Raw genomic sequence first — 13,173 nt, 5'->3', positions numbered from 1 at the left:
CACCGGGCTCGCGGTCGAGCCGCTCAGGCCTCCGGCCGCTGGTACCGGCCTCGTCGGTGCACGAGCGGCTCCTCGTCGTCGCCGAGCTCGAGGTGCTCGACGACGGCCTCGACGAGGCGTGACCAGCCGACCTCGTGCGTCGCCCCGGGGTCGAGCCGGACCCCCGCCCACGTGGGCACGGCCCGCAGCCGGGGTCCCCACGGCGTCTGCTCCCAGCTCTCGCCGCGGAACGGCCCGCCCGGAGCCGGGCGCATCCCGGCGAAGACGTCGGCGACGTCACGGTGTCGCCACTCGAGGAGGGCCACGACCGCCGTGCCGTCGCTCTCGAGGCGCTCCAGCAGGTCGGAGTCGGGGTGCAGGAGGGCGACGACCCGCGCGGGACGGCCCGCGGCGACGAGGTAGGACGACACCGTCAGGCCGGCCCGGTCGGGCCCCGCGCCGGCCGTCCAGAGCGTCACGGTGGCGCCGACCCGCGCGCGCAGCCGGCGCACGGGGTCGCGCTCCGGCTCCGGGGGAAGGAAGGGGTGCTCCGAGTGGATGGTCACGCCGGCGTCGTCCCCGGCTCGCCCCGGCTCACTCGGGCTCGGCGACGAGGAGGAGGTCCTCGACGGCGACCTCGCCGGGCTCGACGACCTCTGCGTAGACGCCCGCGCACTGCGACGGCGTGCGGGTGACGCGCAGGGTGCACTCGCCCAGACGGACGGTGCGCCCGACGAGCCCCTCGAGCACGGAGGCCTCCATGTCGAGCACGACGTTGGCCTTCGGGTGGGTCTCGACGTAGTCGGCCACGGACACGAGGTGGACGGCGTTCTTCTTGGCCCGGTTACCCGCCGGACCGGCCGGCGTCATCTCGACGGTGTCGAGCTCCTGACCGGGGGCGTCGGAGTCCGGGTAGATGAACAGGCTCGACACGGCAGCGTTCATGCGGCTCAGGCTAGTCCGTCGGCGCCGTGCGCGGGTGTACGAAGGCCCCCGGCCTGCGGCGACGCAGACCGGGGGCCCCGGTGGTGGACGTGAAGGGACTCGAACCCCTGACCTCTCGCGTGTGAAGCGAACGCTCTAACCAACTGAGCTACACGTCCGGGCGCCCCGTGCCGTCGGCGTCGGGGCGACGGAGGGAACAATAGCCTGTGCCGGACCGGTGGTGGAAATCGCCCTGCCGCCCCGCCCCGGGCGACCGGTCACCGGCGCGGGCCGGACCGCCTCACTCGACCCCCGGCAGCCGGGTCAGCAGGTCCTCCGCCCACGACGGGACGAACTGGGGGATGCCGGCCACGGCGAGGTAGCCCCACAGCACCGCCCACACGATGAGGAGCGTGCCGAGGGCCACGAGGCCGCGTACACAGGCCGCCTGCCCCATGATCCACGTGTTCCACCGGCTCACCTGGTGCCTGGCGAAGTCCAGCCAGCGCTGGGCGAACTCGAACTCGCTGGCCAGGATGAGCAGCCCGAAGAAGACGACGAGCCATCCCGGGCCGGGCGCCGGCACCATGATGAGGCCGGCCACGGTGACGACCGCGCCGACCACCCCCACGGCCGTGCGCCACACGAGGTGGGTGACGCGGTTGCGCCGCAGACGGGCCCGCCAGGCCCAGCGGTCCTCGCCGGCATCGAGGGTCACGTTCCGGTCCGAGTAGTCCGGGTCCTGCGGCGCGTCGGTCCGGGTCCGGCGGCCGGTGTCCTCGGGCCCGGTCACGGGTCGAGGTCCCGCCCGGCGGCCTCGCGGAAGACCCGCTGGAGGGTGTCGGTGACGGGGTGGGCGGCCGGCAGCACCCGGTCGTCGACCGCGTGGACCGGCAGGACGTCCTTGGTCGAGCTCGTGATGAACACCTCGTCGGCCGAGGCGAGGACCTCCACGGGCAGGGTCTCCTCCCGCACGTCGAGGCCCGCCTCGCGACCCCACTCGAGGACGAGCTCCCGCGTGATGCCGAGGAGGAGCCCCGACTCCGCGGGAGGAGTGAGAACGACGCCGTCGACGACGACGAACACGTTGCTCCCCGTGCACTCGCACAGCTCGCCGCGGGTGTTGGCGAAGACCGCCTCGATGGCCCCCACCTGCTTCGCACGGGCCAGGGCGACGACGTTCTCGGCGTACGACGTCGTCTTGAGCCCGACGACCGCGGAACGCTCGTTGCGCGTCCACGGCACCACGGTGAGCTTGCCGCTCGCCGGCGGGCGTGGCTGCGGCCCGGCCAGGACGATGTGGGTCAGGTCGGCCTCGCCGCGGTCCGAGCCGAGGGGGCCGACACCCCCGGTGACGCTGTAGCGCAGCCGTCCGAACGGGATCGGGTCACCGTCGAGGACGGCGGCCACTCCCTTGTCGACGAACGCGAGGTCGACGGGCGGCAGGCCGAGGCCGGCGGCGGACCGCTCGAGGCGCCGGTGGTGGCGGGACAGGGCGAAGGGATGCCCGTCCACGATCTTGGCGGTCTCGAAGACGCCGTCGCCGACGGTGACGGAGTGGTCGAGGGCCGACACCGCCGGCCCGGTCGGGTCGACGATCCTCCCGTCGACCCAGACGCGTGTGGTCGTGCTCATGGCTCCTCGGCTGCGCTGCGGCGGTCGGGGCCGGACGCGTCGGGCCCGGCCGGGGCCTGCTGGTGTGGCCTCATGGTGTCACAGTGCCCGCGGCGAGCCCGACGAGGCGGGCGGCCTTGAGCTCGGTCTCGGCCCACTCCCCCTCCGGGTCCGAGCTCCACGTGATCCCCGCGCCGGTGCCGAAGCGCAGCCAGCGCCCTCCGGTGGCGTCTCGCTCGGCCCAGAACGTGCGGATGCCGACGGCGAGCCGGGCCTCGCCGCGGTCTGCATCGACCCAGCCGACGGCACCGCAGTAGGGGCCACGCGGCACCGTCTCGAGGTCGGCGATGGCGCGCAGCGCGCTCGACTTGGGGGCACCGCTCACCGAGCCGGGCGGCATGGTCGCCGTGGCGACCGCCCGCCAGCCGGCGTCGGGCCGCAGCCGTCCGCTGACCGTCGACACGAGATGGACGAGGCCGGGGTGCTCCTCGACGGCACAGAGCGCGTCGACGGAGACGGTGCCCGGTCGGCAGACCCCGGAGAGGTCGTTGCGCATCAGGTCGACGATCATGACGTTCTCGGCGTGGTCCTTGGGCAGCATGAGCGCGGGCGTCGGTGCGGTGCCCTTGATGGGACGCGTCACGACGCGTCCGTCGGCCCGCGAGAGGAACAGCTCGGGCGATGCTCCGACGACGTCGAGGTCCGCCGCGTCGCAGCGGATGCGTGCGGCGTACGGAGCCGGATTCCCTTGCCGCAGAAGTGCATCCAAGCCGTCGAGGTCGGCGTCGGCGCGCAGCTCGTGGCTCAGGACGCGGCAGATGTTGACCTGGTAGACCGTGCCCGAGGCGATCCGGCGCCGGACGTCGCGCACGGCGGCGACGTACTCGGACCGGTCGAGGGAGGTCGTCCACTCCCCCGTCAACGGCGTCCAGGGCCGGACCGCCGGGGCGGGCGGACCCGGGACGACCTCGGCGAAGCGGACGGCCGTGACCTCGCCCTCGAAGGTCGCGACGACGGCCCAGAACCCCTCGCTGTCGAGGGCGTCCAGGGCGTCCGGACCACGGCGGACGTCGACGACCGTCGTGGCGACCCGGTCGGCGAAGCGGGCGAGGTCCACCCGCAGATCGTAGGGCCCGGCAGCCGCAGGAGGTCACGCCCGGGGGGCGGCCGTCCCCCGGTCGACGCTCACTCGTCGTCGGGCTCGGGCGGGGTGTCGACGCCCTCGCGCTCGTCGCGGTCGGCCCACTCGAGCAGCGGCGTGAAGTCGAAGACGGCCTCGTCGATGCCGGCGTGCAGGTCGCCGAGCTCGGCGAACCGGGCCGGCATCGTGGCGATGGTCAGGTCGGGTGGCTCGACGTCGGGGACCTCGTCCCAGCGCACCGGCGCCGACACGGTGCCGTGCGGTGTGCCGCGGACGCTGTAGGCAGCGGCGATGGTGTGGTCGCGGGCGTTCTGGTTGTAGTCGACGAACAGGTCGGTCGGCGCGCGGTCCTTGCGCCACCACGTCGTCGTCACGTCGTCGGGCAGGCGACGCTCGACCTCGCGGGCGAAGGCGAGGGCGCCGCGGCGGACCTCCTTGAAACCCCAGCGGGGCTCGATCCGCACGTACACGTGCAGGCCCCTGCCGCCGGAGGTCTTCGGCCAGCCCACCGCCCCGAGCTCGTCGAGGATCTCGTGCACCGTGCCCGCCGCGCGACGGACGGTCTCGAACCCGCACCTCGGCATCGGGTCGAGGTCGATGCGCCACTCGTCGGGCTTCTCGGTGTCCGCGCGCCGGGAGTTCCACGGGTGGAACTCGACGGTCGACATCTGCACCGCCCAGACGACGTCGGCCAGCTTGGTGACGCAGAGCTCGTCGGCGTGCAGGCCGTACCGCGGGAAGTGCAGCCGGACGGTCTCGACCCAGGGCGGGGCGCCGGCGGGCAGCCGCTTCTGGTGCACCTTCTGGCCGTCGACGCCCTTGGGGAAGCGATGGAGCATGCACGGCCGCTCGCGCAGGGCGTTGACGATGCCGGGGCCCACCGACCGGTAGTACTCGACGAGGTCGAGCTTGGTCTCGCCGCGCTCGGAGAAGTAGACCCGGTCCGGGTTGCTGACGCGCACGGGCAGCCCGTCGACGTCCACCTCGGTGGCAGGGGTGCTGCGCGACGCGGCCATGGGCCTCACTCTAGGGCGGCGGGACGACGAAGGCCGGGACCCTCGGGCCCCGGCCCCACGTGGAGCGGACGACCGGGCTCGAACCGGCGACCTCAACCTTGGCAAGGTTGCGCTCTACCAACTGAGCTACGTCCGCACGCCACCGGGCCCGCGACGCCCGGCCCGGTGCGGGCCGGACGCGGCGTCCGGTGGTGGGCGATACTGGGTTTGAACCAGTGACCTCTTCCGTGTCAAGGAAGCGCGCTACCACTGCGCCAATCGCCCTCGGTCGTGGGCGGCCGGCCGCTGAGGACCGGACCACCCACCGGAGAGCCCCACGACCAGGTCGTGAGGCCCTCCTGCGTGGAGCGGACGACCGGGCTCGAACCGGCGACCTCAACCTTGGCAAGGTTGCGCTCTACCAACTGAGCTACGTCCGCGCGTGCTGCTCCGGGCGATGCCCTCGGCTGCGAGGTAGACCATAGCGGACGCACCGGCCCGCGGCGAATCCGCCTGCCCGACATGCACCGTCGCGCCGCTGCGTGGCGAGCCCCCGGCGGTCACCGCGTCCGGAACGTCCCCCTTCGCCCTCGCGGACCGGGACCCTCCGGGAACGACGAGAGACCCCCGGCGGCGCCGGGGGCCTCTCGTGCTGGTGGGCGATACTGGGTTTGAACCAGTGACCTCTTCCGTGTCAAGGAAGCGCGCTACCACTGCGCCAATCGCCCTGGGGTGTTGTCGTACCCGAGGTGGAGACGGGATTTGAACCCGTGTACGCGGCTTTGCAGGCCGCTGCCTCGCCTCTCGGCCACTCCACCGTGAAGGCAAGTACCGATTTGCCTCCGAGCGGACGACCGGGCTCGAACCGGCGACCTCAACCTTGGCAAGGTTGCGCTCTACCAACTGAGCTACGTCCGCGGGAACACCAGCGATGTAACTCCCCGCTCGGTGCGAGGTAGACACTAGCGGATCGGTCTGCGCGACACAAAACCGGCTCCACGCTCGCCCTCCCCGGGATGCTCGCGGGTCTCCCGACCCTCCGACTCGGGCTCGCGTGCCGCCCCGGGATCCGTCTGCTTGGCGTCGGCCGGTACAGGCACCCGGGTGCGGCGGCCGCGCGCCGCCTGGCGCTCCTGCGCCCCCCGCCGGGCCAGCCACTGGCCGATGCTCGGCGGCCGGTGCTCGGTCAGCTCGACCGGCCACAGGACGCGGGTCGCGGCGTTGAGCCCCGCCCCGATGAGGATGGCCAGGGCGAGGAAGTAGAGCCAGATGAGCAGGACGATCGGCGCGCTGAGCGGACCGTAGATCGTCGAGCCGCCGAGCGAGGCCGCGAGCGAGATGCGGACGATGTACGAGGCGCCGAGCCAGATCGCCAGCGCCAGCAGGGCACCCGGGAGGTCGCGGCGCCACGGGCCGCGGCGCGGCGTCGCCACGTGGTACAGGGTGGTCAGCGCGACGACGCTGAAGACGAGCAGCGCGGGCCAGTAGAGGTAGCGCAGCAGGGCGAGGGAGTCCGGGAGCCAGTCCGACACCAGCTGCGGACCGAGGAGGACGAGCGGCAGGAGCACGACGCCGGCGACGGTGCTCACGGTGTACAGGCCGAGGCTGAGTACCCGGAGCCGGATGATGCCGCGGACGTCCTTCTGCCCGTACATGATCGAGACCGTGTCGATGAAGACGTTGAGGGCCCGCGACCCCGACCACAGCGACAGGAGGAACCCGACGGAGACCAGCTCCGGACGCCCGCGTCGCAGGACGTCCTGGACCGTCGGCACGAGCAGGTCGCTGATGCTCTCCTGGGTGAGGAACCGCGCGGCGTAGTCACGGATCGAGCTCACGACCGTGTCGACGTTCTCCGGACCGATCCAGGCACTGACGTAGCCGAGGCCGCCGAAGAGCCCGAGGACGAGCGGCGGCAGCGACAGCAGCATGAAGAACGCCGCCTCGGCGGCCAGGCCGGTGACCCGGTACTCGAGGCAGACGTCGACGGTCCGAACGGTGAGCCGCCCGACGGCGAGGCCCCCCGGCACACGCCGCAGGGTCGCTCGAACCCGCTCCTTGACCGTCACCGAACGAGGCTAACCGGGCGCGGCGCGCAGGGGCGGGGTGTGCGACACGACACGCCCCGCCGCCACGTGTCCACCCCTCGGCCCGTCCTAGGCTCGGCGGATGGGCACGCACGAGGTGACGAACCAGGTCCCTCCCTACGAGGACCACGACCTCCTCCGCGAGGACCCGGCCCTGGCCGAGGCGGTCGACCGCTGGGTGGGCGCCGAGGACCTCGACGGGCTCGCCGACCTGGCGCGGCTCGCCGGGTCCGCGGAGGCGCAGGCGCACGGGCGTCTCGCCGACACGCACGTGCCGGTGCTGCGCACCCATGACGCCCGGGGGAACCGCGTCGACGAGGTGGAGTTCCACCCCTCGTGGCACTGGCTCATGGACCGGGCCGTCGGCGCCGGTCTGACGGCCGAGCCGTGGACGCGTCCGGCGCGCTCCGGCCCCCACGCGCGCCGGGCGGCCGGCTTCATGCTCTGGTCGCGCGTCGAGGCCGGCCACGGCTGCCCGGTGTCGATGACGTACGCCGCGGGTTCCGCGCTCCGGCACGACCCGACGCACGCGATGCGCTGGCTGCCGGCCCTCGCCAGCCGCAGCTACGAGTTCGGCATCCGACCGGTGGCCACCAAGAAGGGGGCCATCGCCGGAATGGGCATGACGGAGAAGCAGGGCGGGTCGGACGTGCGCGCCAACACGACGCGAGCCGTGCCGACCCCGGACGGACCGCTGCCCGGCGACACCTACCGCCTCACCGGGCACAAGTGGTTCTGCTCGGCACCGATGTCGGACGTCTTCCTCGTGCTCGCGCAGGCACCGGGAGGCCTGACGTGCTTCCTCGTGCCGCGGGCCCTCGACGACGGGACGCGCAACCCGTTCGCCCTCCAGCGCCTCAAGGACAAGCTCGGCAACCGCTCGAACGCCTCGAGCGAAGTGGAGTTGGACGGCACGTGGGGCAGCCGGCTCGGGGACGAGGGGCGCGGGGTGCGCACGATCATCGACATGGTGGGCGCGACGCGTCTGGACTGCGTCCTCGGTTCCACCGCGACGATGCGCGACGCCGTGGCGCGCGCCGTCCACCACGCGCGGCACCGCAGGGCGTTCGGCGCCCCGCTCGTCGACCAGCCGCTCATGCGCAACGTCCTCGCCGACCTCGCGCTCGAGGCCGAAGCCGCCACCGTCCTCGCGATGCGCCTCGCGCACGCCGTCGACGCCGGCGAGACCGAGCTCGCCCGGCTCGGCGTCGCGCTCGGCAAGTTCTGGGTGTGCAAGCGCACTGCCCCCGTTGTCGCAGAGGCGCTCGAGTGCCTCGGCGGCAACGGCTACGTCGAGGAGAACGGCCTGGCGCGGCTCTACCGCGAGGCCCCCCTCAACTCCATCTGGGAGGGCTCGGGCAACGTCAACGCCCTCGACGTCGTGCGCGCCCTCGGCCGGGAGCCGGCCAGCCTGGAGGCGCTCGAGAAGGAGCTGCAGCGCGTGCGCGGCCGCAGCCGGGAGCTAGACGCGCTCGTCGACGCGGCGGTGGCACGCGCCCGCGTTCTCGACCCCGGCACCCCCGGTGCGGCGTTCCAGGCGCGCTCGGTCGTCGAGGGTCTGGCCGTCGCGCTGCAGGCGAGCCTGGTCGTCGAGCACTCCCCCGCAGCCGTCGCCGACGCCTTCCTCGCGAGCCGCGTCCACGGCGGCCACGGCTCCCGTGGGCACGTCTTCGGCACGCTGGGTGCCGACCTCGCGGGCGTCGCGGGCCACGTCGTGGACCGGGCCGGCTGAGTCAGCTCTCGGCGAGTCTGCGCTTCTCCACCTCGACGTCGAAGTCGGCTTCGGGCCACTGCAGGTCCATCTCGCGCAGGGCTTCGAGGAGCAGCTGCTGCACCGCGAGCCGGGCGTACCACTTGCGGTCCGCCGGCACGACGTGCCACGGCGCCCCGACCGTCGAGGTCGTGTCGAGGACGGCCTGGTAGGCCTGCATGTAGTCCGACCAACGGGCGCGCTCGTCGATGTCGCCCGGGTTGTACTTCCAGTGCTTGTCCGGGCGGTCGAGGCGTTCCTGCAGGCGGGCCCGCTGCTCGTCCTTGGACAGGTGCAGCATGACCTTGACGATGTGCGTGCCAGCCGAGACGACGTCGCGCTCGAAGGCGTTGATCCGGGCGTACCGCGCGCCCCAGACGTCGGGCGGCACGAGCTCGTGGACCCGGACGACGAGGACGTCCTCGTAGTGCGAACGGTCGAAGACGCCGAGCTGCCCCGGCCCGGGCAGGGCCCGCTCGATGCGCCAGAGGAAGTCGTGCTTCTTCTCCTCGTCGGTCGGCGCCTTGAACGCGGTGGCCTTGACGCCCTCCGGGCTGACGGCGACGACGTGCCGCAGGATGCCGCCCTTGCCGGAGGTGTCCATGCCCTGCACGACGAGCAGCACGGACCGGCGCGAACCGGCCGTCGACTCGGCCCACAGCCTCTCCAGGAGGTCGCTGAGCTCGGCCTGACCCGACTCGAGGGCCGCCCTGCCATCGGACTTGCCGCCGTGGAAGGCAGGTGTCGAGGCGGGGTCGACGTCGGCCAGGAGGTCCCCGGTTCCGACGCGCAGCGCGTCGCCGAACCCGCCGAGGGCCGCGCCGTCGTCGGCGACGGACGCCGCCGCGTCCTCGGTCTCGCGGGCCTTCTCCTCGGCCTTCCTGCGGCCCTTCTCGGACCCCTTCTCCGACCGCTTCCTCGACCCCTTCTTGCCCATGGGCGCCATCCTGCCCGACCGACTCCCGCCGCAGGGGCGGACGCGCTGGACCACCCCGTCGGCCGGCGGTCCGCCGCTCGTGGAGACGCCTCGCCATACTGGCGTCATGCGCCTCCTCGTGCCCGGCCGGACCGGCCTGGACCCGTTCACCGAGCTCGACAGCGAGGGGCTCGCCGCGGCGTACCGACCGCCGTCCCCCGCCTGGCTGCGGGCCAACATGGTCACGACGCTCGACGGGGCCGCGACGGGTCCGGACGGTCGCTCGGGGACCATCAACACCGATGCCGACCACGTCGTCTTCGAGCTGCTCCGGGCGCTGAGCCACTGCGTCGTCGTCGGGGCCGGCACGGTCCGGGCCGAGCACTACCCGGCTCTGTCGGTCGACCCGGCACTGGCCGCGCTGCGCGAGGATGAGGGCCTGCCGGAACCCCTGCCGCTCGTCGTCGTCAGCAACTCCGGGGACGTCCCCGACTCGGTGCGGCCGTTCACCGACGGCTCGGTGCTCCTCGCGGTACCGGCCGGTGCCCGTGGGCTCGACGCGGCGCGTGCGGCGCTGGGGCCCGACCACGTCCTCGTGCACGGGCAGGACCGCGTCGACCTCGTCTCGCTCGTCGCCGGACTGCACGCGCGGGGTTGGACCCGGGTGCACACCGAGGGCGGGCCGGCGCTGCTGGGCAGCCTGCTCGCCGCGGGTGTCGTCGACGAGCTCTGCTTCACGGTGACGCCGGCGGTCGTCGCGGGCGGGGCCCCGCGCCCGGTGTCGGGACCGCCGCTCGACGTCGACCTGGAGCTGGCGGTCCTCGTGGAGCAGGACGCGACGCTGCTCGGCCGCTGGACCGTGCGACGCTGAGACGTCGGTCATCCCCCGGACGGGGGCGCCCCCAGCCCGGCGACGAACGCACCGACGACGCGCTCCCAGCGGGCGGTGTCGTGGTTCCACTCCCGGCAGTGCCGGGCGACCTGCCAGCGCTCGAGGTGCACGAGGTCGGGGCGCCTGGCCGCGAGCGCCACCGCCGGCCCGATGGGCACGAAGTCGTCGTCGTCGGAGTGGATGACGAGCATGGGGACCCGCAGCTCGTCGGCGCGGGCCACCCAGTCGGTGCGGGCGACGTCGATGGGCTCGCGCACGCCGACGAGGCGGCGGCTGCGGGCCGAGCCCATGAGGTCGGTGGCGACGCGCACGAGCGCAGCGGGAACGCGGTGCAGCCGGCCGTGGTGACGCAGCACGACGCCCCAGTCGAGCACCGCCGAGTCGAGGGCGACGCCGGCGACCCGGTCCGCGAGCGATGACCGGTCGAGGGCCTGGAGCACCACGGCCCCACCCATGGACCAGCCGAAGAGCAGGAGCCGACGGGCACCGTGCGACACGGCGTGGGCCATCGCGGCCTCGACGTCGCGCCACTCGGACAGCCCGAGGTTGTACCGGCCGTCCGGCCCCCGGGGCGCGTCGCGGTCGTTGCGGTACGACGTCACGAGACTCGTCCACCCGGCCGCGCGCAGGACCGGCACGGCGCGCAGGGTCTCCTCACGCCGGGCACCGCGGCCGTGCACGAGGACGGCCCAGTCTTGGCCGCGACCCGTTGCCGGGCGCACGACCCACCCCGGCAGGGGTCCGACGTCCGACAGGACCGTGACGTCCTCGTCCGGCAGCCCGAGGCTGACCCGCGGCCGGTCCCAGAAGTAGTACTGGTTCCACCGCGCCGGCCCGGGCGCGAGCCGGCCGCGGTCGACGGCGAGCAGGCGGCGGGTCACCGACACGTCGTCCACGTCGAGGATGTCCCCGACGCGGGCGTGCCCGAGGCCGCCGTCCAGCCAGAGGCCGTAGCGCCCCGGCACCACCGGGTCCGGGCCGGCGGCGAAACGGACGGTCTCGGCGTCGTGCTCGAGGACCACGACGTCGTCCGGCTGCAGCTCGTCCGGGGTCAGGACGCGACGGGCGAAGTAGGCCGCCGCCGCCACGGAGCCGGCGGCGGCCCCCACGGCGGTGCCGGCCCCCGCCGCCGCGGCGGCGAGGAGCGGTCGAGGGACCCTCTGGCGCTGCTCCACGGGCCCCATCGTGGCAAACGGTGCCCCGCTCGTCCCAGCAGCCACACATTCCGGCGGTTCTCGTATCAAAACGGACAGGCCGCGCCACGGTAGGGGCAGGGAGACTCGAGCGCCGGCGCCTCCATCGCCGGTGCCCGACACCTCCCCGGTCCACCACCCAGGACCGTCGACGGCCGGGACGACTGCCATTCGGGGTCGTGGCGTCCCCCGCCCGCCTCGGGGCCGCGCCGGAGGCACGGATTCCGGCCCCACCCATCCCTCACGTCCCACGAAAGGGGACAACCGTGCTCAACGGAATGCGCCGCGGCGCACTCTCGATCCTTGCAACCGGAGCCCTCGTCGGGGTCCCGGCCGTCGCGTTCGGTGCCGGCGTCAGCCCGGCCACCTACGACGCCGCCCTCGACCCGGGCCAGACCGTCCACGTCACCAAGACGGTCAGCACCCCGGAGATACCGCCCAAGCCCGACATTGTGCTCGTCGTCGACGAGACGGGCAGCATGGGCCCGGCCATCGCGAACGTCAAGTCCGAGATGAGCTCCATCGTCTCGAGCGTCCAGGCGGCCCAGCCCCAGGCCCAGTTCGCCATCACGTCCTACCAGGACGTCGGCGACGGTCCCGAGCTCTTCCAGGTCGAGTCGGGCCTGACCGGCGACCAGACCACGGCGCAGACCGCGATCAACAGCCTCTCGGCCGGGGGTGGCGGCGACCTTCCGGAGGCCCAGCTCAACGCGCTGTGGCAGGTCGGTTCGGGGGGCGACGCCATCTCCTTCCGGCCCGACTCGACGCGCATCGTCGTCTGGTTCGGCGACGCCAGCGGCCACGACCCGAGCAACGGGCACAGCGAGGCCGACGCCATCGCCTCCCTCCAGGGTGTCTCCGCCCAGGTCATCGCGATCAACGTGAACTCCGGCTTCGGCGACGGCCTCGACGCCACCGGGCAGGCCACGCGGATCACCGCCGCGACCTCGGGCACCTTCTTCCCGAGCGTCGCACCGGGCGGCGTGTCCGCGGCCATCCTCGCCGGCCTCGGCAACCTGCCGGCCGAGGTGACGGCGAACGTCGCGTGCGACCCGGGCCTGTCCGTGTCGTACTCGCCGTCGCTGCCGCAGACCGTGACGAGCGGCACCGACCTCGCCCTCGACGAGGCCGTGACCGTGGCCTCGGACGCGCCGCAGGGCTCGACGCTGACGTGCACGTCGACGTTCCTCGTCAACGGCGCCGACGCCGGGCCGGGCTTCGTCCAGACCGTGAGCATCAAGGTCAACGACGTGACGCCGCCGACCGTCGCCTGCGGCCCCGGCGTCAACCCCGCCGGCAGGACGCCGGTCGGTTACGCGAGCTCCGGCTTCTTCCAGCTGGTCGCGACCGACAACCTGCCCGGCGTGTCCGTGACGCTCTCCGACACGGCCTCGGGCTCCACCTTCGGCCCGTACGCGCCCGGCACGCACATCAAGCTGACCCAGGCTCCGGGGGCGACGCCGTCGGCCGTGGCGGGCTCGGGCGCCGTCGACTGGGACGTCACGGTGCGGGGTGACCTGCTCGTCACCGCGACCGACGCCGCCGGCAACACGGCGACGGCCACGTGCTCCGTCCCGCCGAAGCAGAAGTGAGGCAGGCGGCCCGGGCGTGCGCAACCGGCACGCCCGGGCCGTCGCCTGCGCCCGACCTGCGCCGCGACGAGGCAGGGCACAAACGCGGGG

12 protein-coding genes and 7 tRNA genes are annotated in these 13,173 nt (G+C 73.7%); 3 read left to right on the top strand and 16 right to left on the bottom strand.

Features of this window, described 5'->3' with window-relative positions:
* Positions 1 to 23: 23 nt before the first annotated feature.
* From AC1VM9_RS17300 to AC1VM9_RS17235, 14 genes are all read right to left on the bottom strand, one after another.
* Positions 24 to 545: a flavin reductase family protein gene (locus tag AC1VM9_RS17300; protein WP_481343806.1), complete on the bottom strand. Its 522-nt coding sequence runs from the start codon at positions 543 to 545 to the stop codon at positions 24 to 26.
* A 28-nt stretch (positions 546 to 573) separates the two neighbouring features.
* Positions 574 to 924 carry a hypothetical protein gene (locus AC1VM9_RS17295; protein ID WP_481343805.1) on the bottom strand — a complete coding sequence of 117 codons (351 nt, stop codon included), beginning with the start codon at positions 922 to 924 and terminating at the stop codon, positions 574 to 576.
* Between the two features lie 81 nt (positions 925 to 1,005).
* A tRNA-Val gene (locus tag AC1VM9_RS17290) sits at positions 1,006 to 1,082 on the bottom strand.
* Positions 1,083 to 1,204: 122 nt separating this feature from the next.
* A complete protein-coding gene (locus AC1VM9_RS17285) occupies positions 1,205 to 1,696 on the bottom strand; it encodes a TIGR02611 family protein (RefSeq protein WP_481343804.1) in 492 nt (163 codons plus the stop codon).
* Positions 1,693 to 2,538 carry an aminotransferase class IV gene (locus AC1VM9_RS17280; RefSeq protein WP_481343803.1) on the bottom strand — a complete coding sequence of 282 codons (846 nt, stop codon included), beginning with the start codon at positions 2,536 to 2,538 and terminating at the stop codon, positions 1,693 to 1,695. Before AC1VM9_RS17280 ends, AC1VM9_RS17285 begins: the two co-directional genes overlap by 4 nt.
* A gap of 70 nt (positions 2,539 to 2,608) precedes the next feature.
* Positions 2,609 to 3,634, bottom strand: coding sequence for an anthranilate synthase component I family protein (locus AC1VM9_RS17275; RefSeq protein ID WP_481343802.1), 1,026 nt, complete (start codon positions 3,632 to 3,634; stop codon positions 2,609 to 2,611).
* Positions 3,635 to 3,702: 68 nt separating this feature from the next.
* On the bottom strand, positions 3,703 to 4,674 hold the full coding sequence (gene ligD / locus AC1VM9_RS17270; protein WP_481343801.1) for a non-homologous end-joining DNA ligase: 972 nt from the start codon (positions 4,672 to 4,674) through the stop codon (positions 3,703 to 3,705).
* Between the two features lie 60 nt (positions 4,675 to 4,734).
* Positions 4,735 to 4,810: transfer RNA gene (locus tag AC1VM9_RS17265), tRNA-Gly, on the bottom strand.
* A gap of 53 nt (positions 4,811 to 4,863) precedes the next feature.
* Positions 4,864 to 4,938: transfer RNA gene (locus AC1VM9_RS17260), tRNA-Val, on the bottom strand.
* Positions 4,939 to 5,017: 79 nt separating this feature from the next.
* Positions 5,018 to 5,093: transfer RNA gene (locus tag AC1VM9_RS17255), tRNA-Gly, on the bottom strand.
* Positions 5,094 to 5,306: 213 nt separating this feature from the next.
* A tRNA-Val gene (locus AC1VM9_RS17250) sits at positions 5,307 to 5,381 on the bottom strand.
* Between the two features lie 19 nt (positions 5,382 to 5,400).
* A tRNA-Cys gene (locus AC1VM9_RS17245) sits at positions 5,401 to 5,471 on the bottom strand.
* Between the two features lie 27 nt (positions 5,472 to 5,498).
* A tRNA-Gly gene (locus tag AC1VM9_RS17240) sits at positions 5,499 to 5,571 on the bottom strand.
* Between the two features lie 44 nt (positions 5,572 to 5,615).
* Entirely contained in the window at positions 5,616 to 6,722 is a 1,107-nt protein-coding gene (locus AC1VM9_RS17235; RefSeq protein WP_481343739.1) for a YihY/virulence factor BrkB family protein, read from the bottom strand.
* Positions 6,723 to 6,822: 100 nt separating this feature from the next.
* Here AC1VM9_RS17235 and AC1VM9_RS17230 point away from each other — a divergent pair, with 100 nt between their 5' ends.
* On the top strand, positions 6,823 to 8,472 hold the full coding sequence (locus AC1VM9_RS17230) for an acyl-CoA dehydrogenase family protein (protein ID WP_481343738.1): 1,650 nt from the start codon (positions 6,823 to 6,825) through the stop codon (positions 8,470 to 8,472).
* Between the two features lies 1 nt (position 8,473).
* On the opposite strand, the gene AC1VM9_RS17225 is transcribed toward AC1VM9_RS17230, so the two are convergent.
* The gene (locus AC1VM9_RS17225) at positions 8,474 to 9,427 is read right to left on the bottom strand and encodes a PPK2 family polyphosphate kinase (RefSeq protein WP_481343737.1); all 954 of its coding nucleotides are present in this window, start codon (positions 9,425 to 9,427) and stop codon (positions 8,474 to 8,476) included.
* Between the two features lie 106 nt (positions 9,428 to 9,533).
* On the opposite strand from AC1VM9_RS17225, the gene AC1VM9_RS17220 reads away from it, so the two are divergent.
* Entirely contained in the window at positions 9,534 to 10,277 is a 744-nt protein-coding gene (locus AC1VM9_RS17220; RefSeq protein ID WP_481343736.1) for a dihydrofolate reductase family protein, read from the top strand.
* Between the two features lie 8 nt (positions 10,278 to 10,285).
* Here AC1VM9_RS17220 and AC1VM9_RS17215 read toward each other — a convergent pair whose 3' ends face one another.
* Positions 10,286 to 11,473 (bottom strand): alpha/beta hydrolase family protein, encoded by a 1,188-nt coding sequence (locus AC1VM9_RS17215; protein WP_483123519.1) that lies wholly within the window; start codon positions 11,471 to 11,473, stop codon positions 10,286 to 10,288.
* A gap of 284 nt (positions 11,474 to 11,757) precedes the next feature.
* Here AC1VM9_RS17215 and AC1VM9_RS17210 point away from each other — a divergent pair, with 284 nt between their 5' ends.
* The gene (locus tag AC1VM9_RS17210) at positions 11,758 to 13,083 is read left to right on the top strand and encodes a vWA domain-containing protein (protein ID WP_481343302.1); all 1,326 of its coding nucleotides are present in this window, start codon (positions 11,758 to 11,760) and stop codon (positions 13,081 to 13,083) included.
* The last annotated feature ends 90 nt before the right edge of the window (positions 13,084 to 13,173 follow it).

The sequence above is a fragment of the Monashia sp. HAY1-11D genome (assembly GCF_056868035.1).
The sequence above is the reverse complement of the archived record's forward strand: the minus strand, read 5'-3'. Positions and strand labels throughout refer to the sequence as shown.